20 protein-coding genes are annotated in these 21,886 nt (G+C 43.9%); 12 read left to right on the forward strand and 8 right to left on the reverse strand.

The features are described 5' to 3' along the window. Positions 1 to 4: 4 nt before the first annotated feature. Both G4D82_RS05510 and G4D82_RS05515 read left to right on the forward strand, forming a co-directional pair. Positions 5 to 1,606, forward strand: coding sequence for a T9SS type A sorting domain-containing protein (locus tag G4D82_RS05510; protein ID WP_166335379.1), 1,602 nt, complete (start codon positions 5 to 7; stop codon positions 1,604 to 1,606). Between the two features lie 138 nt (positions 1,607 to 1,744). Then, the gene (locus G4D82_RS05515) at positions 1,745 to 2,659 is read left to right on the forward strand and encodes a TolB-like translocation protein (RefSeq protein WP_166335381.1); all 915 of its coding nucleotides are present in this window, start codon (positions 1,745 to 1,747) and stop codon (positions 2,657 to 2,659) included. A gap of 96 nt (positions 2,660 to 2,755) precedes the next feature. Here G4D82_RS05515 and G4D82_RS05520 read toward each other — a convergent pair whose 3' ends face one another. Continuing rightward, entirely contained in the window at positions 2,756 to 3,505 is a 750-nt protein-coding gene (locus G4D82_RS05520; RefSeq protein WP_166335613.1) for a uroporphyrinogen-III synthase, read from the reverse strand. A 19-nt stretch (positions 3,506 to 3,524) separates the two neighbouring features. Continuing rightward, positions 3,525 to 4,190 carry a DUF4271 domain-containing protein gene (locus G4D82_RS05525; RefSeq protein WP_166335383.1) on the reverse strand — a complete coding sequence of 222 codons (666 nt, stop codon included), beginning with the start codon at positions 4,188 to 4,190 and terminating at the stop codon, positions 3,525 to 3,527. Between the two features lie 180 nt (positions 4,191 to 4,370). Here G4D82_RS05525 and G4D82_RS05530 point away from each other — a divergent pair, with 180 nt between their 5' ends. The 4 genes from G4D82_RS05530 to G4D82_RS05545 all read left to right on the forward strand — a co-directional run bounded on the left by G4D82_RS05530 (position 4,371) and on the right by G4D82_RS05545 (position 7,745). Continuing rightward, a complete protein-coding gene (locus tag G4D82_RS05530; RefSeq protein WP_166335615.1) occupies positions 4,371 to 5,096 on the forward strand; it encodes a polyprenol monophosphomannose synthase in 726 nt (241 codons plus the stop codon). Continuing rightward, a complete protein-coding gene (locus G4D82_RS05535) occupies positions 5,096 to 6,445 on the forward strand; it encodes a dihydroorotase (protein ID WP_166335385.1) in 1,350 nt (449 codons plus the stop codon). Before G4D82_RS05530 ends, G4D82_RS05535 begins: the two co-directional genes overlap by 1 nt. After that, positions 6,445 to 6,831, forward strand: a complete 387-nt coding sequence (locus tag G4D82_RS05540) for a DUF4296 domain-containing protein (RefSeq protein WP_166335387.1) — start codon at positions 6,445 to 6,447, stop codon at positions 6,829 to 6,831. The genes G4D82_RS05535 and G4D82_RS05540 overlap by 1 nt, the downstream gene beginning before the upstream one ends. A 200-nt stretch (positions 6,832 to 7,031) precedes the next feature. Further along, positions 7,032 to 7,745, forward strand: coding sequence for a tRNA1(Val) (adenine(37)-N6)-methyltransferase (locus G4D82_RS05545; RefSeq protein WP_235924309.1), 714 nt, complete (start codon positions 7,032 to 7,034; stop codon positions 7,743 to 7,745). A 99-nt stretch (positions 7,746 to 7,844) separates the two neighbouring features. Here G4D82_RS05545 and G4D82_RS05550 read toward each other — a convergent pair whose 3' ends face one another. From G4D82_RS05550 to G4D82_RS05560, 3 genes are all read right to left on the reverse strand, one after another. Continuing rightward, positions 7,845 to 10,517: a tail fiber domain-containing protein gene (locus G4D82_RS05550; RefSeq protein ID WP_166335389.1), complete on the reverse strand. Its 2,673-nt coding sequence runs from the start codon at positions 10,515 to 10,517 to the stop codon at positions 7,845 to 7,847. Between the two features lie 154 nt (positions 10,518 to 10,671). Beyond that, positions 10,672 to 12,387, reverse strand: a complete 1,716-nt coding sequence (locus G4D82_RS05555) for a sensor histidine kinase (RefSeq protein ID WP_166335391.1) — start codon at positions 12,385 to 12,387, stop codon at positions 10,672 to 10,674. Position 12,388: 1 nt separating this feature from the next. Further along, positions 12,389 to 13,015 (reverse strand): response regulator transcription factor, encoded by a 627-nt coding sequence (locus G4D82_RS05560; RefSeq protein ID WP_166335394.1) that lies wholly within the window; start codon positions 13,013 to 13,015, stop codon positions 12,389 to 12,391. Positions 13,016 to 13,346: 331 nt separating this feature from the next. Between G4D82_RS05560 and G4D82_RS05565 the strand changes: the two genes are divergently transcribed. The 6 genes from G4D82_RS05565 to G4D82_RS05590 all read left to right on the forward strand — a co-directional run bounded on the left by G4D82_RS05565 (position 13,347) and on the right by G4D82_RS05590 (position 19,930). Then, entirely contained in the window at positions 13,347 to 14,525 is a 1,179-nt protein-coding gene (locus G4D82_RS05565; RefSeq protein ID WP_166335396.1) for an acyl-CoA dehydrogenase family protein, read from the forward strand. A gap of 351 nt (positions 14,526 to 14,876) precedes the next feature. After that, positions 14,877 to 16,487, forward strand: coding sequence for an Ig-like domain-containing protein (locus G4D82_RS05570; protein ID WP_166335398.1), 1,611 nt, complete (start codon positions 14,877 to 14,879; stop codon positions 16,485 to 16,487). A 103-nt stretch (positions 16,488 to 16,590) separates the two neighbouring features. After that, a complete protein-coding gene (locus G4D82_RS05575; RefSeq protein ID WP_166335400.1) occupies positions 16,591 to 17,373 on the forward strand; it encodes a DUF3050 domain-containing protein in 783 nt (260 codons plus the stop codon). Between the two features lie 36 nt (positions 17,374 to 17,409). Then, positions 17,410 to 18,120, forward strand: coding sequence for an SGNH/GDSL hydrolase family protein (locus G4D82_RS05580; protein ID WP_166335402.1), 711 nt, complete (start codon positions 17,410 to 17,412; stop codon positions 18,118 to 18,120). Positions 18,121 to 18,212: 92 nt separating this feature from the next. Beyond that, positions 18,213 to 19,235, forward strand: a complete 1,023-nt coding sequence (locus G4D82_RS05585) for a sensor histidine kinase (protein ID WP_166335404.1) — start codon at positions 18,213 to 18,215, stop codon at positions 19,233 to 19,235. Next, positions 19,232 to 19,930, forward strand: coding sequence for a LytR/AlgR family response regulator transcription factor (locus G4D82_RS05590; protein WP_166335406.1), 699 nt, complete (start codon positions 19,232 to 19,234; stop codon positions 19,928 to 19,930). Before G4D82_RS05585 ends, G4D82_RS05590 begins: the two co-directional genes overlap by 4 nt. Before the next feature lie 14 nt (positions 19,931 to 19,944). On the opposite strand, the gene G4D82_RS05595 is transcribed toward G4D82_RS05590, so the two are convergent. From G4D82_RS05595 to G4D82_RS05605, 3 genes are all read right to left on the reverse strand, one after another. Further along, positions 19,945 to 20,271 (reverse strand): 2Fe-2S iron-sulfur cluster-binding family protein, encoded by a 327-nt coding sequence (locus tag G4D82_RS05595; RefSeq protein ID WP_166335408.1) that lies wholly within the window; start codon positions 20,269 to 20,271, stop codon positions 19,945 to 19,947. 121 nt (positions 20,272 to 20,392) lie between these two features. Then, entirely contained in the window at positions 20,393 to 21,448 is a 1,056-nt protein-coding gene (locus tag G4D82_RS05600; RefSeq protein WP_166335410.1) for an NAD(P)/FAD-dependent oxidoreductase, read from the reverse strand. A 173-nt stretch (positions 21,449 to 21,621) separates the two neighbouring features. Further along, entirely contained in the window at positions 21,622 to 21,861 is a 240-nt protein-coding gene (locus G4D82_RS05605; protein WP_166335412.1) for a NifU family protein, read from the reverse strand. Between the last annotated feature and the right edge of the window lie 25 nt (positions 21,862 to 21,886).

A 21,886-nucleotide genomic window follows, 5' to 3' on the forward strand; every position in this document is an offset into this window, starting at 1 on the left:
AAGAATGAAAAAAACAATATTAGCACTTGCGACTTTATGGATGGGAAATCTTTTGATAAATGCGCAAGGCTTTGCACCAACGGCTACCCAATGGAATATCCCGGCCGTGACCGATTACTATGAATTTCGTTTGTCGTATGATGATCATGTGGTGATTGACATGAACGGCGATGGCAAACCAGATTTGGTTGATACTGAAAACCAAGCCACCGAATCGGTCAGTGATGTGTTTGTGAGCGGCAGCCAAAAATACTGGAAAGTATACTTAAATGTCGGTGGAAGTTTCAGCACCACGGCTACGCAATGGAACATTCCGGCGGTGAGTGATTTTTACGAATTTCGTTTGTCATATAACGAACATATGGTGATTGATATGAACGGCGACAATCTGCCTGATTTTGTCGATACCGAGAACCAAGCCACAGAACAAGTCAGTGATGTGTTTTTAAACGGCGGTCAAAAATACTGGAAAGTCTACCTCAACACCGGTTCTGGTTTCAGCCCAACAGCTACGCAATGGAACATTCCTGCGGTGAGCGATTTTTATGAGTTCCGTTTGTCGTATGACGAACATGTGGTGATTGATATGAATGGCGATGGCAAACCCGATTTTGTCGATACCGAGAATCAAGCAACCGAATCGACCAGCGATGTGTTTGTAAACGGCAGCCAGAAATATTGGAAAGTGTATTTGAATACCGGTTCAGGTTTTAGCCCAACGGCCACGCAATGGAACATTCCGGCGGTGAGTGATTTTTATGAATTTCGATTGTCGTATGACTATCATGTGGTGATCGATATCAATGGAGATGATTTACCTGATTTTGTCGACACCGAAAACCAATCGACCGAACAAACTAGCGATGTGTTTTTAAACGGCGGCCAAAAATACTGGAAAGTGTATCTCAACACCGGTTCAGGTTTCAATCCTACAGCTACGCAATGGAATATTCCTGTAGTGAGCGATTTTTATGAATTCCGATTGTCGTATGATGACCACGTGGTGATCGACCTCAATGGTGATAAGAAACCAGATTTTATCGATACGGAAAACCAAGCGACCGAATTCTCCAGCGATGTGTTTCTCAGCGGAAGCCAGAAATATTGGAAAGCGTATCTCAATACCGGTTCAGGTTTCAGCCCAACGGCTACGCAATGGAATATTCCGGCAGTTAGTGATTTTTATGAATTTCGATTGTCTTATGATGACCATGTAGTTATTGATATGAACGGCGACCGCACTCCGGATTTTGTCGATACCGAAAACCAGTCTACAGAGCAAATCAGCGATGTGTTTTTAAACGGTGGCCAAAAATATTGGAAAGTCTACCTCAATACCTTGTCTGGTTTGGCTAACAATACTTTTGAATTGGTCGGAAATGATGTGGTTGTTTACCCGAATCCGGTTACCGATAGTTTCAAAATCAGCCACCCGGAAGCCATTCAAGCCATTGATATTTATGATTTGAAAGGAGCGATGGTCAAAACTGTCTCCACTGATTTTCAACAAGCCATCGACGTTTCAGATTTACCTCAAGGGCTTTATTTGCTGAGAGTCAAACCTATTTCGGGTGATGTTTCGTTCGCGAAAGTGGTCAAAAAATAAAGTATTGAAAATTGATTTTAAAGAATCCTCAGGAATATTTCTTGGGGATTTTTTCTTTGAAAGAAGATTTGTGTTCTAATCGAAAGCATATTTCCTTTATATTCAACCCGAGAAAGTTTTGAGAAAACCTGGTTTCAGATGCAAAATAGTAGCTTGTTGAAAAGCACCGCAGTAATGTTTTTTCTATGCAGTTGTTCCAAAGACAGCAATACCAATGCAAAAGTGTCTTTTGGTCCTGAGCTGCCCGTGGTCATTGCGAATTATCCAGATCACGCCATGGAGCCTTTTATTGCGCCCGACGGACAGTATTTGTTTTTTAATAACCTCAATGACGGGGTAAACACCAAATTGTTTTATGCCACTAAAACAAGCGATGATACTTTTGTTTTCGCGGGCGAGCTTATAGGAACCAATCAAACGAGTCCGCCACAATTAGATGCCGTGCCTGATTTAAGTGCTAGCGGTGATTTCTACTGGACTTCGACGCGAAATTATCCGGACGAATTGAACAATCTTTTTCACGGTCATTTCAAGGCAGGAACCGTCACCGATATCGAACGGGTGCGGGGCAATTTCAACAAGAATACCTTGGGTTGGCTCGTCATGGATCACGGTATCAGCGCAGATGGTCAGTTGCTGTATTTCAACAATGCGCATTTTGATTCCGGCAATTGCTTTGGGCCTTGTGAAACTGAAATTGGCGTGGCACAGAGAGTCTCGGCTTCTGAATTCAATCGATTGCCCAATTCTGAAACCTTACTCGAGAAAATTAATGATGCGAATTATATCAATTATGCGCCATGCATTAGCAGTGATGGGCTAGAGTTGTATTTCACGCGATATTTGAAAGGCAGCGCTCCCGAAGCTATTGTTTTCGAAATTTGCTTGGCCGAAAGAAGTAACGTTGGTGAAGCTTTTGCTGCCCCTAGAATTTTATTTTCTGATACCAATTTTATCGAAGCACCGAGCTTGACCTTAGACGGCAAAGTCATGTATTATCACAAAAAAGTCAATGGTGTTTATCAAGTGATGACGCGCCAACGTATCGAATGACTTTAAGTAGTAGTCTGATGTTTGTCGGTGAGACTTGAAAAACTACATCAAAAAAATAGCCTCACAAACGGAGGCTACTTGATATGAGGTAATAATTTATTTTCCTTTGTTCGCTTCAGCAATATACTTCTCTAGCGCCATGGTCATTGAGGGTGTTTCCGGAGTTGGCGCTAAGATGTCGATACGCAATCCGTGTTCAAGTGCCTCTTTTTGCGTGGTGCTTCCAAAAACCGCAATACGAGTGTTGTTTTGCTTGAAATCGGGGAAATTCTTAAACAGAGATTTGATACCCGTTGGGCTGAAAAACGCCAAAACATCGTAATATACATCGGCCAAATCAGACAAATCGCTCATTACGGTTTTGTAAAATGTGGCTTGTGTCCAATTTACCTTGAGGTTGTTCAGGGTTTGCGGCGCGTCGGCGTTGAGTTGGTCTGAAGCAGGTAATAGAAATTTCTCGTCTTTGTATTTTTTAATCAGCGGAGACAAATCGGCGAAATCTTTCTGCCCGACATATATCTTGCGTTTTCTATACACGACATACTTTTGCAAGTAAAAAGCAATGGCTTCCGATTGGCAAAAATACTTGAGGCCTTCCGGCACTTTGTAGCGCATTTCTTCAGCTACGCGGAAAAAGTGATCAACAGAATTCTTACTGGTTAGGATGATGGCGGTATAGTTGTTCAGGTCTATTTTCTGTTGGCGAACATCTTTTGCATTGACGCCCTCAACGTGGATGAAAGGCCTGAAATCCACTTTTACCTTATGCTTTTGCTGCAACTCAAAGTACGGAGAATTCTCAACTTTGGGTTCCGGCTGCGACACTAAGATCGTTTTCACTTTCAAATGTGACATATGTTGTATGCTAACTTTTAGTAAACCAATAACCAATGAAATAATAGGGCGCTATTTCAAGTGCGCAAAGATATAAAATAAAATAAAACAACTTTCCCAGGAATAAGTTTTGGTAATTCTTTAAAGATATGATATATGTTAACACATTTGTTAGCAATAACACAATGATTATCGCGTATATAAAGAAATTTGGCAAGTCTGAATTGTAAAACAGCACCGTATCAATGGGCAATAGCAACAGTCCGGCATAGGTGCGGTAGCTTACTTTCTGTAGGTTGAATTGATCGGCAAATTCTTCGATGTTGAAAGCCGTGGCGATAATCTTCTCAATCAGGAATTTCCCGAGTACAAACACGGTTACAAAAGTCGAAATACGGATGAACAAAATCCCATCAGTTTTGGAAGTATGAAAAAAATGGTGCAGCACCAACTGTACAAAAAACGAAAGGGCGATAAGCTGCACGACAAACAAAAAAATCGTGAACCCGCTCATCAAATACATCGAGTCGCGGTACATTTTGATGTATTTGTCTGAAACAATCAGTTTCATGAAATCGCGGAAACGCCCTTCGAAAACAGTTTTTACCATGGCGACCGTAGCGAACATCAGCACAAAGAGAATCGTGGCCCAGTCTGTGGCGCCAATATTTCGAGGCTGTAGAATCGTTTCCATCATGCCGCAAAAGTAGTAAAATTAACCGAACGCCGATTTTGTTTTTCATCAACTTTGAATCGATTTGGACCGTCTTGAGAAGTTTCTCGAACCTCAAAAATCAACCGACCCATTTTATTATAGTTTTCTTAAGGAGCAACTGCGGTAAAAAGTTTATTTTTGTCGCGAAATCCGCTCATGACCATGAACGACGCGCTGGTAATCATCCCGACTTACAACGAAATTGAAAACATTGAAACCATCATTCGGGCAGTGTTTTCACAGCATCATGCGTTTGATGTTTTAATCGTCGACGACAATTCACCCGACGGCACCGCAGCCAAAGTTTCGGCTTTGCAAGAAGATTTTTCTGGGCGATTATTTCTAGAAAAACGCGGCAAAAAATCCGGTCTTGGTACCGCTTATGTACACGGTTTTCATTGGGCTTTGCAACGGCAGTATGAATACATTTTTGAAATGGACGCCGATTTCTCGCACAATCCGGTCGATCTGGAAAAACTCTACCAAGCCTGTCATTTCGGAGAAGCCGATTTAGCGATAGGTTCGCGTTATGTGACCGGCGTTAACGTGGTCAACTGGCCACTGAGTCGGGTTTTGATGTCTTATTTTGCTTCGGTTTATGTGAAACTGATTACGGGCATGAAAATTCACGATGCCACCGCAGGTTTCATTTGTTACAAAAGAGCAGTACTCGAAAACATCGGGATCGATAAAATCAAATTTGTCGGATATGCGTTCCAGATCGAAATGAAATACCGCGCCTACGCCAAAGGGTTCCGCATCATTGAAGTGCCGATTATCTTCACCGACCGCACCAAAGGCCAATCTAAAATGAGCAACGCCATTATTAAAGAAGCAGTGCTGGGCGTGATTTCGCTGCGCATCCGTAAATTATTCAACCAACTCTAATGGAAACGACTTTAATTAAAAATGCCAAAATCGTCAACGAGGGCCAAATCTTCGAAGGCGATGTTTTGATTCAAGGCGAATTCATCATCGACATAGCCGAGCAAATTTCACCCAAATCGGCCAATACCAAAATCATAGATGCCCAAGGCAATTACCTCATTCCGGGCATGATTGACGATCAGGTGCATTTTCGCGAACCCGGGCTCACCCACAAAGGCGATATTGCTTCCGAATCAAAAGCAGCAGTGGCGGGCGGAATTACCTCATTCATCGAACAGCCCAACACAGTTCCCAATGCCGTAACTCAGGAAATTCTGGAAGAAAAATACCAAATCGCAGCCCAGAAATCTTATGCGAATTATTCTTTTATGATGGGTGCCACCAATGACAATCTGGACGAGGTACTCAAAACCAATCCAGAGAATGTGGCGGGCATCAAGATTTTCTTAGGCTCTTCTACCGGAAATATGCTTGTAGATAACCAGGCCGTGCTCGAGAAAATTTTTGCCTCGACCCGGTTGCTCATCGCCGTGCATTGCGAAGACGAGCAGACCATTAAAAACAACCTAGAAAAGTACAAAGCCCAATACGGAGACGACATACCGGTGAGCGCACACCATTTAATCCGCAGCGAAGAAGCTTGTTATCTGTCGTCTTCAAAAGCCATTGAACTGGCCAAGAAAACCGGTGCGCGTTTGCATGTTTTTCATTTGTCAACGGCCAAAGAAATGGGTTTGTTTACCAATAAAATTCCGTTGCAAGACAAGCAAATTACCGCTGAGGTTTGCCTCCATCATTTGTGGTTTACCGATGCCGATTACCCCAGCAAAGGCAATTTCATCAAATGGAATCCGGCTGTGAAAACCGCCACCGACCGCGAGGCACTGTGGGAAGCATTGCTCGATGACCGCATCGATGTGATAGCCACCGACCACGCCCCGCATACACTCGAAGAAAAACAACAGTCTTATCAGAAAGCACCTTCGGGCGGTCCGCTGGTACAACACGCACTAGTGGCGTTATTTGAAGCGCACAAACAAGGCAAAATCTCCATCGAGAAAATCGTCGAGAAAACGGCCCACAATCCGGCGCAGATTTTTAAAATTCAGAAAAGAGGCTACATCAAACCCGGTTACTACGCAGATTTGGCGATAGTAAATACCGGGCTTCCCTGGAGCGTGAAGAAGGAAAACATCTTGTATAAGTGCGGTTGGTCTCCGTTTGAGGGCACCACATTCGCCTCAAGAATTACCCATACTTTTGTTAACGGGCAATTGGTTTACGAGAACTTTAAAGTAAAAGAAATCAAGGCAGGGAAACGCCTATTGTTTGACCGAAAATTGAAATGATGAAAAAAATAATTCTTGTGCTAGTGCCCATGCTGTTGTTGGTGGGTTGTAATCACAACGCCGTGGAAAAACCCTCCAACCTGATCGACCAAGAAACCATGGTAAATATTCTTTACGATCTTTCCATTTTAGAAGCCATCAAAGCCCAAAACCCTTACGCGCCGCAAAACCAGAACATCCAGCCCAAAGAGTATATTTTTAAAAAATACAAAATAGACAGCGTGCAGTTCGCGCTGAGCAATCGGTATTATATTTCGCAAATCGAACAGTACAGAAAAATGTACGACGAAGTGGCTCAGCGTATAGAAACTGAGAAAAAACAAGCTGAATTTAAAGCGCCGAGTGCCAATAAAGCCAATAACCAAGAGGCCGGGCAAGTGCAGTAATTTCAGTATCAGGAGCCGGGAACCTGCTGTTCGCTGTATCTTTTTTTCCGCGATGCTCCAAAAAAGGATGCCGCTTCCATCAGGGCTAGCGGTTAACGGCAAAATTCGACTTCATGACAAGTCCGCGTGAGGGATCGCAGCTGGGTGCCGCGCACCGCGTAGAGCCCGACCCGCAGGGGCACGCCCAAAAAATAAAAACCATGAGTACTTTTCAGTTCAAACAATTCAGTGTAGTCCAAGATCGATGCGCCATGAAGGTGGGCACCGACGGCGTATTGCTTGGCGCTTGGGCACCGATTGACCACCATCCTAATTCGATTCTCGACATTGGCGCCGGAACCGGAATCATTGCCTTAATGTTAGCCCAAAGAACTGCCGCCGATCAGGTCGATGCACTCGAAATCGACGAAGACGCTTACGAACAATGCGTTGAAAATTTTGAGAATTCGCCGTGGGCCGACCGGTTGTTTTGCTTTCACGCCGGTCTGGATGAATTCATCGACGAACCCGAAGATCAGTACGATTTAATTGTTTCTAATCCGCCTTTTTATTCCGAAGATTACAAAACCGATAACCCACAACGAGATTTAGCGCGTTTTCAAGACGCCTTGCCTTTTGAAGATTTGGTGGAAGCCGCGCAATTGTTGCTTTCAGAAACTGGAACTTTTGCGGTCATCATCCCGTTTAAAGAAGAAGAAAAATTCATTGCGTTGTGCGCTCAAGTCGAGCTTTTTCCGGTAAAAGTAACGCGGGTTAAAGGTTCACACACCACACCAATTGTACGCAGTTTACTCGCTTTTAAACGCTACGAAATGCCTGTTTTAGAAGCCGACGAATTGGTAATTGAAATTAGTCGTCATGAGTATACTGACGATTATATCAGCTTAACGAAAGATTTTTATTTGAAAATGTAGCGCGGGCGAATATTCTTCAACCATGAAAAAACCGAACCCACAGCACTCCAAAGCAAAAGCTGTTGATCCGGTTGTTCAATCGCACAATTGAACTGCTAACTATTTTCGCTCTAACTCTGTTAACCGTTGCAAGACTGATTCAAGTAGATTTTTTTGTTGTTCTATTTCCTTTTTTTGGGCTTCGATAATGGCTTGTTGCTCTTGTATTGATTGCACCAAAACCGGAATCACTTCGGCATAATTTACGCCCAGAAGCGGAGTTTTTTTCCAAACTTTACCTTGGCCTTCAACTTCAATCCATTCTGAATCAACCACAACTTCGGGGAGCACTTCTTTTAAATCTTGCGCAATAAAACCCAAATGTTTACTGCCGTTGTCAATTTGTTGATTATTCCATTTGAACGAAACCGGCTTCAATTGCATGAGCTGATTCAAACCATAATGCAGCGGTTGAATTTCTTTCTTTTCTCTTCTATCACTGGTGTTGATGGTTCCGTTGGTAGCAAAAACGGTATTCCAGCGGTTGGCTGCTTGACCCAAACTTTGGGTACCGTCGTTCATAGGCATAAAACGAGCGCCCTGAAATTGATACAAATCTGTGACCGTAGCTAAATCATCACCGCTGTTTCCAACAGTTAAATTTGGGCCAATGTTATAAATGCGCCAATCGGTATTCACAGCGGTGCTTCGAAAGAAATCTAACGCTACGTTGGAAGTTGCGCCAACACCCGATGTGTTTGCTATACGAACAGTTGTTAATCCTGCTGGTCCGGAAACGTGTAATTTTTCGGCTGGAGTGGCGGTACCGATACCGACTTCGCCGGTGGCTTGAACGGTCATTAATGTTCCCGTTGTTACTGCTGTTGCTGCTGTCGCGCTGGTACCAATTTTAAAACTATCCGCCGAAGTATCTAAGCCCATATTAAAGTGTCTTGCGCCAGTGCTACCTATGTGCACAACGGCATCACCGGCTCCTTCTTGCTCAAGATACAATTGACCAATGGTTGTAGAGGTAGAATTGTCTTTTATCGCCAACTTATGTAATGGAGTTGAATTACCAATACCAATATTCCCGTTTTTCAACACGACCATAGCATCACTTCTTTCTGCGGCATCTACTGTGTCATCATTGTCCAAATCAATTGCATTCCCAATGACAAACAACCTGTCAGATGCGTTAGCGGTTCTAAATTGATTGGCCCCATTCGTTGAAGGTGTATACAAAGTTGCTCCTATACCTAAAACCACTTCTCCAAAACTTTGCGTTTCGTTATTCACACCAAATGATGTTGAAGCACGACCTCTGGCAATTGTCTCGTAGCCGTATGCTGTCGAGTAAATCCCATTAGAATTCGTTCCAAGACCGAATGCTGTCGATTGGGTGGCATTGGCTGTTGCGCTCCAACCAAAAGCAACCGAACCCATTCCTAATGCTGAGCTACTGCTTCCTAATGCAACAGAACTTATACCGAATGCCCTAGTTCCCAAACCCATAGCTATTGAACTGGTTCCAACATTGGCATCATCCCATTCTGTTCCAGAGGCTGTCCCCACTCTAAAAGCTGCTTTTCTGGGGTTCCACACCATACGTGTTCCGGCTCCCGAAGGTACAACTGCGCCACTACCAGAAGTTCCTGTTGAAACCAGACCATCCGTCCCATCAATTAAAATGGCACCTGTATCAGCAGTTATAGTTCGACCCAAACCTGCACCACCAAAATCGTAGGCTTGGTCGAGTGTTCCGGATGTGTTGCTTTGTAAATATTCTTTGGTAACTACCGCTTTACCATCGGCAGCTGTTATCATTGCATTGGTAGTCGATGGCAGTCTTGTTAGCCCACTTTTGAGAATAATCAGCGCATCGCTGCGTTCGGAGTTCTCGACAAAAAAATTCGAATTGGCATCAATAGCATTGCCAACTACAAACAATCTGTCTGTGCTATTGGCCACTCTAAATTGTGTAGTTCCATTGGTTGAAGGGGTGTAGGTCGTGGCTCCAATTCCAAAAACGGTTTCTCCATAACTTGAGGCGATACCCGAATCTCCGAAAGCTGTTGAAAGAAAACCATTGGCTTGGGTGATAAAACCGGCGGCAAAAGTGTGTGCATTAGTAGATTTTGTTCCTAATCCGAAAGCAGTAGCATCCACTCCGCTGGCTTCAGAAGACCAACCAAATGCCGAAGAATAAGAACCGCTGGCTGTAGTTTGATTCCCAAAAGCGACCGATTCAAATCCTATATTAGCATCATCCCATTCATTCGAACCCACTCTACCGGCACGAAAGGCCGCTTTTCTGGGATTCCAAACCATTCTTGTTCCAATTCCCGAAGGCGCCAATGCACCGGAATTGTAAGTCCCTTTAACCACCAAACCGTCGGTGCCTTCAATCGTTACCGCACCAGCATCAGCGGTAATAGTTTTGCCGCTACCCGAACCACCAAAATCATACGCTTGGTCGAGTGTGCCAAGATTTGTTCCTGCTATGGGTTTCCAATCAACTGTTGCATTATCCCAATAGTAAAACCCCGGAGCATCACTTCCTGAGGTGGTGGTCAAATACACCATCATACCTTGCTGTGCTGCCGTTGGATTGGTAGCCGGAAAAGTGTCTACTTTGGGAATTAAAAGCCCATCGGTATTGACCGGAGCCGCTTCATTACTTGATTTAATTTCTAATTGAGCATTGGGAACGGTTGTATTAATTCCGACTTGAGCCCGAACACACATGGCGCTGAATAACACCAAATTGAGAATTAAAATTTTGTTGCCCATACCTAATCTGTAATGTTTTGAGAACGAAGTAAAATTCAACGATTCGTTCAAAAACCACAATACGATATTGGGCGTACAATAGGCTGCTATTTAACTGATTTTTTATAGGTTACGCAGAAAAAAGCCTTAACAAATACGCCAAAGCGCGTATAGGTCAAAACGGGATTTCAATTACGATGCGTAATCCGCCGGTGTGCTCAAAGCTAATTTTGCCACCTGATTCTTCAATGCGGTTCCTGATGTTAGTGAGCCCGTTACCAAAGGCATTCTCGCGTTGAAAACCTTTTCCGTTGTCGCACAGGGTAATGTGCAAATGGTTTCGCAGTCCGGTAATTCGCGCTTCAACTTGGGTGGCTTGTGCATGTTTTAGCGTGTTGTTGAGGATTTCCTTGAGTGCTAAAAATAAATTCTTGCGCAATTTCCCATCGATGGGTTTCTCTGGCAATGGCCCTAAGTCTGAATGGCATCGGAAATCGATGGAAGTTCCTTCAAACAAATTCTCGGCGTAACTTAAAAAATAGTCGGTAAAACTGGCCACGGTGTTGTGTTTGTCATTGAGCGACCAAACAAAAGTGCTTACGCGCTGGGAGATTTCTGTGGCGGTTTGATTGATTTTATCGGAAAGCAGTTGCAGCTCCGGCGTATTTGCGGTTTGTTTTTGCAACACATCAGAATGGATTAAAATACTCGACAATCCGCTGCCGATATCGTCGTGCAGGTCTTTGCTGATTTCGTTTTTCTGTTGCAAGAGCTGTAGGTTGATTTTGTTGCGACGCCGAATGATAATTACCGTAAGAATTAATGCTAGTACAAAGAAAATGGCCATCAGGAGTTGGAAAAAAACGATATCTTTCTCTTTCTTGAGTCGCTGTACTTCGAGCGAGAGGATTTTGTGTTCGTTTTTGATGTAATCTTTGGTGATGCTTTGCAGAAAGTAATTGTTCAGCTCGGATATTTCGCCATTGAGGACGATGAGTTGGTTCAGGATGAAGTTTTCCTTTTCCGGATTTTGTCCGCGGTAGGCCAATAAAGATTTTTCGAAAAACAACCTCCGAAAGGCCAAATTGACACTTTTGCGCTGCATAAGTTCCAGCCCAGATTGGTAATAATAATCGTCGTTAGGCAAGGTTGGCGCATTGCATTGCATCAGAAATCCGTAACCGATGAGCTCCAAATCAGAGTAAGCGCTGTTGCGGGCCGAGAGGATACTTTTGCTGAAATAATACCGCGCACTGTCGGGCCGGTTTTGGTAGAGGTAGATTTCTCCGAAAGTTTGTTCGCAGTTCGGAATACCTCGACGGCTCTTGGTTTTTTGGGCATAGCGATAAGCATTTCTATTGTAGTATAAAGCCGAATCGGGTTGGTTGATTTTGAGTTTTACTTGTGCCAGATTATTGGCAATATGATCGGGTTGAATGACCGAGCGCAAAGTGTGTTTCCGAGGATTTAGCGGATAATAGTGCCGGGCCAACTGCAAACTTTTTTCGGCGTTGGCGAATTCCTTGAGTTCGAATTGGTTGATGGCTTTAAAAAAATAGGCATCCGCGACCAGTAGTGGATCATTGATTTTAGTGGCGGCATCAATGCTTTTTTGGGCTTGATTTTTCCCGAATTCATACAAGGCGGTATAATAAAACAATTCCGATTGCAAACTGTTCACATAACAAGTCATGGTATCAACAGCTTCAAGGTCAATCAGATCTTGGGCGAGGTTGAGCCATTTTTGCGCCACATCGATTTCGTCTTTTTCTAGGTAGGCTTCTGCTTGTGAAAAGGCTTTTCTGATTTTTTCTTCTTTGCCATTTTCAGGCAATTGACTATGCGCCAATACCGAAAACAAGCTCCAAGTTAAAATCAGAAGTTTTTTCATGCTATCTTTTTAGATACAGATTTACGGCTTCCACGCGCGTGTTCACGTGCAGTTTTTCGTAAATGTGCTGAATGTGTTTGCGTACTGTGCCAACACTAATATCCATATCGGCGGCGACTTCTTTGTTCATTTTGCCGCGGGCCAAGGAGTCGAGAATTTCACGTTCTCGCGGCGTGAGCTCTTGTAAAGCTTTGTTTCCGGCGGTTACTCGAGAGAAACTGGCGACTACTTTTCTAGCAATACTGCTGGTCATTGGGCTGCCGCCATCAAAAAGTTCGTCGAGCGCTTTGATGATTTTGGCCGGGCCGTCGGTTTTGAGAATATAGCCACTGGCGCCAGCTTTGAGGCTTTCAAAAATCACTTCATCTTCTTCAAATGAAGTACACATCATAAAAAGCAGTTTGGGAAATTGCCATTTGAGTTTGCGCACGCACTCAATTCCGTTTTCACCCGGCAGGTTGATGTCCATTAGCACGGCATCAGGTTGCAAGAGCGGAATGCCTTGAAGGGCTTCTTCAGCATTTTGGAAAGCCGAGATGACTTGGTAGTTTTCAGTATACTGGAGCATCAGGCACAAGGCTTCGCGCAGGTCGCGGTCGTCTTCTACTAGGCAGATTTTTCTTTTCATCCTTTTGCAACGATTTAATGCACAAGGTTAAAGATATTATTTATTTTGTGAAATACGATATTGCGCGTAGTAGGGAAAAGCGGCTACGCGGGTCAAAAAGGTAAATTCTTGACGAGTCATTTCCGCGCGTGCAACAGCGATGGCAGCGGCATCCTTTTGGTTTTTGAAAAAAAGCAAAAGATATTAGCGAACAGCGCGGCCGCTTGCGGGTTGCCCAAATCACCAGCCTGAACAATTCACAAATCTGCTAAATATTCAAACGTTTTCGTTGGGGAATCAAGGCGGTTTACTTACTTTTGCCGCGAATAATTTAAGTAGAAAACATTTCCTTATGAAACCAGATTTATTCCAAGCTCCAGATTATTACCAACTCGATGATTTGCTTACCGAAGAGCACAAATTAGTGCGCGACGCTGCCCGTGCGTGGGTAAAACGCGAAGTATCGCCAATCATTGAAGACTACGCGCAACGTGCCGAATTCCCGAAACAAATTATTAAAGGTTTGGGCGAAATTGGTGGTTTTGGGCCTTACATTCCTGAAGAATATGGCGGTGCCGGACTAGATCAGATTTCTTACGGATTAATTATGCAAGAAATTGAGCGCGGCGATTCTGGTGTGCGTTCTACCTCGTCGGTGCAATCTTCATTGGTGATGTATCCGATTTGGAAATTCGGAACTGAAGAACAACGCAAAAAATACTTGCCAAAACTCGCTACTGGCGAATTCATGGGCTGTTTCGGACTCACTGAGCCTGATTTCGGATCGAACCCAAGCGGTATGGTAACCAACTTCAAAGACATGGGCGACCACTATCTTTTGAATGGCGCCAAAATGTGGATTTCCAATGCACCGTTTGCTGATGTTGCTGTGGTTTGGGCGAAAAACGAAGAAGGAAGAATTCACGGACTCATCGTTGAGCGCGGTATGGAAGGTTTCTCGACCCCGGAAACGCACAACAAATGGTCGTTGCGTGCTTCGGCTACCGGAGAATTGGTTTTCAACAATGTGAAAGTGCCGAAAGAAAACTTAATGCCCGGAAAATCAGGCCTTGGCGCACCAATGATGTGCTTAGATTCTGCTCGTTACGGCATTGCCTGGGGCGCGATCGGAGCTGCGATGGACTGCTACGACACGGCTTTGCGTTATGCTAAGGAAAGAATCCAGTTCGACAAACCAATTGCGGCTTTCCAGTTGCAACAGAAGAAATTGGCCGAGATGATTACCGAAATCACCAAAGCGCAATTGCTGACTTGGAGATTGGGCGTTTTGAGAAACGAAGGCAAAGCGACTACGGCCCAAATCTCGATGGCGAAAAGAAACAACGTCGATATGGCAATCAACATCGCGCGTGAAGCCAGACAAATTTTAGGCGGAATGGGAATTACCGGAGAATATTCAATCATGCGCCACAGCATGAACCTAGAATCGGTGATTACTTATGAAGGAACGCATGATATCCACTTGCTCATTACCGGAGCGGATATTACGGGAATTCCGGCTTTCAAATAAAGAATCGACAAGTATTAAAGTTTGTAAAGCAAGACTCCTTTTTCAGGATACCTTCATATTTATCGGATACAATATCAAACCAATACACACTTCAAAAAAAACATAAAAATGTTAGGGGTCGTGGAAGTCGGATTGGTCGCCTTTTTTTGGATGTAAAAATAATTTTGTTACTTTCGAATCTGACTTGTAACCTAATTTAACTCTGTTCATCCCATGAGAAGTTTTATCTGTTTACTAGCCATCTTCCAGATGGTTTTGTTTTTTTCTTGTAGCAGCAGTGATAGCGTCACGCAACAGACCATTCAACCCAAATCCACGATCCCCGGCGCATTGAATTCGGGAATCAATCACTTGATGCTTCATGTAGGCAATTACGCGACTATTCCGGTCAAAGCGTTTGACGAGAATGGTAACGCAATTTCCGTCGCGCTAACTTGGTCAACCTCGGACAGTACTGTAGCAATTGTGAGTAATGGAACAGTAACTGCAATAGGCATCGGCAGTTGTGAAATTAGCTTTACCGACAATGTACACAGTGTCCGTTCTATTAACGTCGATGTCGTCGCCAATTCAACATTGATTAGCAACAGTGCCTCGCAAATCGATTTAGGGATAACTGGCAACATGCTTTTCCTTAATACAGATGCTACGGAACCGTTCTCCTTTAAACTTTATAATGACTCGGGACAAATAGTAAACAACAATGCTGTCACTTTAGAGTTTCCAAACGGCAGCGGATTGACATGGAATGGAACTAACATTATGACGTCATCACAAACCGGTGTTTTTGTGATACGATTTAGAGTGGGCGATATCTACCTCCCACAAGTTTTGCAGGTGTTTGTAAACAACCCCACCGCGTCAATTACTTCAGATACGATCTATGCTTTTTCGGTTATCCCAAGTACTTTCCCTTCCCGCTTTTACAAAGCAGGTTCTGCGGGACGGCCGATCTTGATTAACGCTTGCAAAGCTTATTATGTCCCGAACAACACTTTTCCGGTATCCAAATCATATGTAACCGTTCCCGACATAATAGAGTTAAGTGGTGGGGGTGAAATCAGCGTCGACGGAAACGGCGTTATCTCCGCAAATAGTTCAACGCTGGTTTCGACCGCTTATCCGATAGATCGAAAAATTACGTTTTATTACAAAGATGCACCTTGGCAAAAAATCCCTTTAGTCGTCGGCAGGGACGCTTCGGGCAACTATGGAAAAACATTTGATCAAGAAAACAGCTACAACTTCTGTGTCACACAACAAGGGCCGACCGTTCGTTATGGTATTTATGCTGAAGAGTTTGAAGGCTCCAATTGTTGTTACAACGGCTGGTTTGGCTCCTATGGATATTTGGGAACCGTGCCTTTGAGAGGAACAAGTAGAATAATTCGAAATGGACAAGTTGTAACCAATGAATCACCATTCGACACAATGCTGAATTCTGTAGGCCCTTTTAACAGCTTAGAAGGCAATGGCGTTTATTGGAGTTATTTTGGGCTTATGTTAGGCGGAGAACAGTACAATTTAAATTACCTTGAAGACGGAAAAGTCGAAATTGCACAAACCAATACCCTTATGGTAAAGGGCCAAGGTGATTGCGCTGCTCAAGAAATTCCTGTTACAGGTACGTTGTTCGATGTTTTGAAAGGCCACACTTGGTCATTAAGCAATTGCTTCAGCAACTTCGAGCAATATTCTTCCCCGATTACGCTCAACGCGAACGGCACATGGAGCGTACCAGGAAGCCTCTACATTGGCGAAACTTGGCTACCGGGTGAAGGGCCCACCACTTGGACAACTTCTGGAAATGATTACATAATTTTGACATATAATGCACGGCCGGATGACGTTTCCCCAGTAGAGCTGATGGAAGAAATTTTCCCTGTCTCCAGCTTCACCGCCACACAAATCACTATGCCGGCTGCTCCTGAATCGGGCTGCGGCACATATATTTATGACTAGACAATAAGTTTTTACGGTAGCATCAAATAATAAACAAATCCTAAAATTCACATAAAAAGTTTCCTTTTTGGGAGGCTTTTTTACTTTTACGTAAAAAATTGCCATGACTATTGCTACCATCAACGAGCAGATTGCGCTGCATAAAAAGCAATTGCTCCATCATTCGCTTTATGAGAAAGTCCAAACCCCGGAAGATTTGCATTGTTTCCTTGAAACCCACGTTTTCGCCGTTTGGGATTTCATGTCTTTGCTCAAAGCTTTGCAGCAGAAACTCACTTGTACTACAACACCTTGGTATGCTACTAAGAATGCAGAAGTGCGTTACCTGATTAATGAAATCGTACTTGGCGAAGAAAGCGATTTGACTTTAGATGGCAAACGCCAAAGCCATTTCGAGATGTACCACCAAGCCATGATTTCTTGCGGTGCCGATACCAGCGGAATTGATAAGCTGCTCGCCGACATTGCCGAGTTGCGGAATATTTTCGTAGCGATAAAAAAAAGCAACTTGCATCCGAACATCAAAGCTTTTCTGGATTTTACTTTCCAAACGATTGAAGAAGGCAAAACCCATAAAATTGCAGCGGCATTTACTTTTGGTCGTGAAGATTTGATTCCGGCGATGTTTACCGAAATCTTGCGCAATTTCCAGGAAAATTTCCCAGAAACTGATTTGCGTGAGTTGATTTACTACTTCGAAAGACATATCGAACTTGACGCTGACGAGCACGGCCCAATGGCGATGAAAATGATAGCTGAACTTTGCGGAGACGATGCCCACAAATGGCAGGAAGTGGAAGAAACTTCAATTCTAGCTTTAGAAAAAAGAATCGGCCTTTGGGATGCCATCGAAGAACAAATCATGCTTAAAGCGGCTTTGGCTTAGAGCCAGTTTTAAGTAGACTCTTCAAAGCGATAACTCATGAATTGGTGGTTCAAAATATTAATCCCTTGCTTTAATCTGTTGTTGTTTTGCAGTTGCAATCAAGATCAGAATCCTTATTGGTCTGCTCAAAATTCGGTACCCAAACGATATGAATATTTGGCCTTAGGCGATAGTTATACGATTGGGCAAAGCGTTTGTGAAAGCTGTCGGTTTCCAGAGCAATTAAAGGTAGCATTGCAATCTGTTTTTCCTAGAGATTCTTTCAGACTTAAAATAATAGCCCAAACAGGTTGGACTACAACCAATTTAATGAACGCCATCCAGAGCGAAAACCTCACTAGCCATTACGATTTGGTTACCTTGCTCATTGGAGTCAATAACCAATACCAACGCCAACCATTTTCAGTATACGAATCAGAATTTCCTGCATTGGTCACCAGAGCCATTTCTTTAGCTAAAGGGAATAAAAGTAAGGTGGTGGTGGTTTCGATTCCCGATTATGCTTATACGCCTTATGGTCAAGGGGCAGCAAACATTTCTAGTGAAATTGATTCCTACAATGCTTTTGCGGCAACGTATTGTCATCAGAATCAAATCGCTTTTATCAATATTACCGACATTACCCAACAAGGGTTACTCACTCCTGAATTAGTTGCCTCTGATGGTTTGCATCCTTCAGCCTTGGCCTATTCTAAATTTGTCGAGCGCATCCTGCCAATAGCCAGAGAGCGGATTGCCTATGAATAACATTCGATGCTTTACCGCTGAAAAGGTCTCTTTGGTCGCAAATTTTTCATAGCAACAGGTTTTATCTTTAGCTTTGGCACCACTAAACAACTATGAAAAAGAAAGTCAATTTCCTGCTGCTGCAAGTATTCGGCGTGCTGACGTTTTTGAGCATTCCGGTTTTTACTTCGCCCGACTTCAATACTCGCCTGGATTTTCTGTATGTGGAAGGTTTTCAGCGGCATTTTACAGTATATGTGCTGTTGGTGATTTTCTTTTACCTGAATTATTACTGGCTGATCCCGAAGTTTTATTTCCGAAAGAAAATATGGCTGTATGTTATGCTCGTAGCCGCTGCTTATGCGATTGTCGTGGCCGTTCCTGAATATATGTTCCCGAATTTTGGTCGGTCGTTCCATCATAGGCCAATGCCGCCTCAAGCTGAAAGTTTCTTTTTCCGTTTGCCCGATGGCGGTTCTTTTTTCCAGTTTCTGCTGGTGTTGTCATTGTCGTTTCTCTTGCGCATCAACAACCAATTGTTGGCTTTGAACCACGAGAAATTGCAAGCCGAGGTGTCGTATTTGAAAGCCCAGATTAATCCGCATTTTTTATTCAATACACTCAACAGTATTTATGCCTTGACTCTAGACAAATCAGATGCAGCGCCTGATGCGGTAATCCGACTCTCCAATATGATGCGCTATGTGGTTACCGAAAGCAGCAACGAACTGGTGCCATTGGAGAAAGAAATCAATTACATCACCGATTATGTCGACATGCAACGGCTCCGCATTACAGACCAATCAAATTTGGAATATATCGTCGATGGAAACGTAAAAGGCAAGTCGATTGCTCCGCTGGTAGTAATTCCTTTCATCGAAAACGCTTTTAAATACGGCGTGAACGCAGAAGAAGATTGGTCGGTAAAAATTGGCATTCGCATCACCGAAGAAGATTTCACTTTGAACGTATTCAACAAGAAGGTCAAAATCAGTTTCCCTGAAGATTATATCACCGAACAAGGCATCGAGAACACCAGCAAACGTTTGGAATTCATTTATCCGGGCCGACACGAACTACAACTCACCGATGCTGAGGATTCGTTCAGCGTCAGACTAAAAATCAGTTGGTTATGATCCGCGCCATTGCTTTAGACGACGAGCCGTTGGCGCTCAAAGTAATCGAGAATTTCTGTCAGCGCGTGCCGTATATTCAGCTCGAGAAAACCTTCACCAAAACCGCCGAAGCCCACAAGCATTTGAGAAAGCAACCCGTCGATTTGATTTTTCTCGACATCCAAATGCCCACTCAAAATGGCATGGAATTTTTCGCCGAAATCCAGCAGCATACGATGGTGATTTTTACTACCGCGTTCAGCGAATATGCCGTCGAAGGTTTCAATGTGAACGCCACCGATTATTTACTCAAACCTTTTTCATTCGACCGTTTCCTGCAAGCCATAGAAAAAGCCAAAGTCAGTTATGAAACACGTCACAAGATTCAATCGACCGAAATGCAGTACCTATTCATTCGGGCAGATTATACCCTGCACAAAATCCTGATTTCAGATATTCTTTTTATCGAAGGCTTGGATGATTATCTTAAAATCCACATTCAGAACCAACGAACCATTGTGGCCAGAATGACGCTCAAAAGTATGCTCGAGAAATTACCGGGCAACGAATTCCTGCGCGTGCATCGTTCCTATATTGTTCCGATGGCTAGAGTAGAGAAGGTGCGCAACAAAATCATCTATATTGGCGAGGAAGAAATTCCTGTTAGTGCGAGTTATGAAGCGGCGTTCAATGAGGTGTTGTCTGATAAAAAGTAGGTTGCAAAAGTTTCTTACACCTCCGGAGCCAATTCAACTTCCAACCCGTCAAGCTCCTCGGTCAAATGAATCTGGCAACCCAGCCGGCTGTTTTCCTTTACATTGAAGGCTTCCCAAAGCATGGCTTCTTCATCCGGATTTTTTTCTGGCAGCGGCACCTGGTTCAAAACATAACATTGACACGAGGCGCACATGGCCATACCGCCGCAAATCCCGATGGTGCCTTCCGGGGCGAGTTCGTAGGCGCGCACGAGTTCCATCAGGTTCATGTTCATGTCGGTTGGCGCTTGAACTTCGTGGGTTACGCCATCGCGGTCGGTAATCTTAATGGTGATATCCATATTGTTTCTAAGAAGCTAATCCGGCTGTACACTCTATCTTTTGTTCTGAACCCCAGAACAAAAGGATGCCGTTTCCATCCGGGCTAGGGTATTTGCGTTGGTTTGACGTCTGTTTTAATATTTACTCTATCGCTTTTACAACGGCCTTTTCCGCTTCTTTTCTGCTGCCGTCGAAACCGTCAACTCCGGAAACCGTGGTGTATTTAAGCACATATTTTTTGCCGGGGTTCATGCGTTGATACACGCTTTGGCACATCAGTGTCGCTTCGTGGAAACCGCACAAAATCAGTTTGAGTTTTCCGGGATAAGTGTTCACATCGCCAATGGCATAGATGCCCGGAATGTTGGTTTGATAATCTAAAGCATTATTTACTTTGATGGCGTTTTTTTCGATTTCTAAGCCCCAATCGGCAATCGGGCCGAGTTTGGGTGTGAGGCCAAAAAGTGGAATAAAATAATCCGTTTCAATGTCAAGTGGTTCGCCGTTTTCGATTTCAAGATGCACGGATTCTAGTTGCTCCGAACCTTTTAGACCCACAACTTCTGCTGGTGTAATGAGCCTGATTTTGCCAAGATTTTTGAGTTCTTGTACTTTCTCGACCGAATCGAGCGCGCCACGGAATTCGTTCCTGCGGTGAACCAAAGTTACTTCTGAAGCTACGTTGGCCAAGAAAATGCTCCAATCTAGAGCCGAATCGCCGCCGCCGGAAATCACGACTCTTTTATCGCGAAACTGCTCCGGGTTTTTAATGAAATACTGTACGCCTTTGTCTTCGTAGTATTCGATACCTTCAATAAGTGGTTTTCTTGGTTCGAAACTTCCTAAGCCACCGGCAATGGCTACAGAATTGGCGTGGTGTTTTGTGCCTTTGTCTGTGGTGACAATGAAAGTGCCGTCTTCTTGCTGCTCGATGGTTTCTGCTCGCTCGCCCAAAGTGAATCCGGGTTGGAACTGTTTGATTTGCTCCATAAGATTGTCAATCAGGTCACCGGCCAATACTTCCGGGAAACCGGGAATATCGAAAATGGGTTTTTTGGGGTAGAGTTCGGAAAGTTGCCCGCCGATTTGTGGCAAGGCATCGATGATGTGGCATTTGAGCTTTAAAAGCCCGGCTTCGAAAACAGCGAAAAGCCCTGTTGGCCCTGCGCCGATAATGAGTATGTCTGTTTTAATCATGGGTTGTAATTCTGCATTTGCGCTGCGAAGTTCGGAAAACCGCCACGCCCATTTTATGACAATTATCAGTTAGCGAAACCAGTAGCGTGAGGGATTGCAACAGCATCCTTTTGGCCTGTACTCAGGACAAAAGATACAGTGGAAAGCCCGACCCTTGTGGTCACGCCCCGATTTTAAGCAATATTGACGACCGATTCGATCTGTGGCGCGTACTTCTTGATGGTGGTTTCCACACCGGCTTTGAGCGTCATTTGGTTGACACTGCACGCAGTACAAGCGCCTTCCAGACGCACCTTGACGTGTTTGTTTTCTTCGATCGAGACCAGTTTGATGTCGCCTCCGTCGGAATTCAAAAACGGCCGGATTTCTTCGAGCGCTTTCTCTACGTTAAAGGTCAATTCTTCTGTTGTCATCTTTTTTATTATTGGATTATAGGAC

The sequence above is a fragment of the Flavobacterium lotistagni genome, from assembly GCF_011392125.1.
GTDB lineage: Bacteria > Bacteroidota > Bacteroidia > Flavobacteriales > Flavobacteriaceae > Flavobacterium > Flavobacterium lotistagni.

Coding starts and splice junctions, on each gene's coding strand:
- G4D82_RS05585 (WP_166335404.1), top strand. CDS start 18,213: ATGAAAAAGAAAGTCAATTTCCTGCTGCTGCAAGTATTCGGCGTGCTG.
- G4D82_RS05530 (WP_166335615.1), top strand. CDS start 4,371: ATGAACGACGCGCTGGTAATCATCCCGACTTACAACGAAATTGAAAAC.
- G4D82_RS05605 (WP_166335412.1), bottom strand. CDS start 21,861: ATGACAACAGAAGAATTGACCTTTAACGTAGAGAAAGCGCTCGAAGAA.
- G4D82_RS05595 (WP_166335408.1), bottom strand. CDS start 20,271: ATGGATATCACCATTAAGATTACCGACCGCGATGGCGTAACCCACGAA.
- G4D82_RS05545 (WP_235924309.1), top strand. CDS start 7,032: ATGAGTACTTTTCAGTTCAAACAATTCAGTGTAGTCCAAGATCGATGC.
- G4D82_RS05555 (WP_166335391.1), bottom strand. CDS start 12,387: ATGAAAAAACTTCTGATTTTAACTTGGAGCTTGTTTTCGGTATTGGCG.
- G4D82_RS05540 (WP_166335387.1), top strand. CDS start 6,445: ATGAAAAAAATAATTCTTGTGCTAGTGCCCATGCTGTTGTTGGTGGGT.
- G4D82_RS05590 (WP_166335406.1), top strand. CDS start 19,232: ATGATCCGCGCCATTGCTTTAGACGACGAGCCGTTGGCGCTCAAAGTA.
- G4D82_RS05510 (WP_166335379.1), top strand. CDS start 5: ATGAAAAAAACAATATTAGCACTTGCGACTTTATGGATGGGAAATCTT.
- G4D82_RS05575 (WP_166335400.1), top strand. CDS start 16,591: ATGACTATTGCTACCATCAACGAGCAGATTGCGCTGCATAAAAAGCAA.
- G4D82_RS05560 (WP_166335394.1), bottom strand. CDS start 13,015: ATGAAAAGAAAAATCTGCCTAGTAGAAGACGACCGCGACCTGCGCGAA.
- G4D82_RS05535 (WP_166335385.1), top strand. CDS start 5,096: ATGGAAACGACTTTAATTAAAAATGCCAAAATCGTCAACGAGGGCCAA.
- G4D82_RS05515 (WP_166335381.1), top strand. CDS start 1,745: ATGCAAAATAGTAGCTTGTTGAAAAGCACCGCAGTAATGTTTTTTCTA.
- G4D82_RS05550 (WP_166335389.1), bottom strand. CDS start 10,517: ATGGGCAACAAAATTTTAATTCTCAATTTGGTGTTATTCAGCGCCATG.
- G4D82_RS05580 (WP_166335402.1), top strand. CDS start 17,410: ATGAATTGGTGGTTCAAAATATTAATCCCTTGCTTTAATCTGTTGTTG.
- G4D82_RS05565 (WP_166335396.1), top strand. CDS start 13,347: ATGAAACCAGATTTATTCCAAGCTCCAGATTATTACCAACTCGATGAT.
- G4D82_RS05525 (WP_166335383.1), bottom strand. CDS start 4,190: ATGATGGAAACGATTCTACAGCCTCGAAATATTGGCGCCACAGACTGG.
- G4D82_RS05600 (WP_166335410.1), bottom strand. CDS start 21,448: ATGATTAAAACAGACATACTCATTATCGGCGCAGGGCCAACAGGGCTT.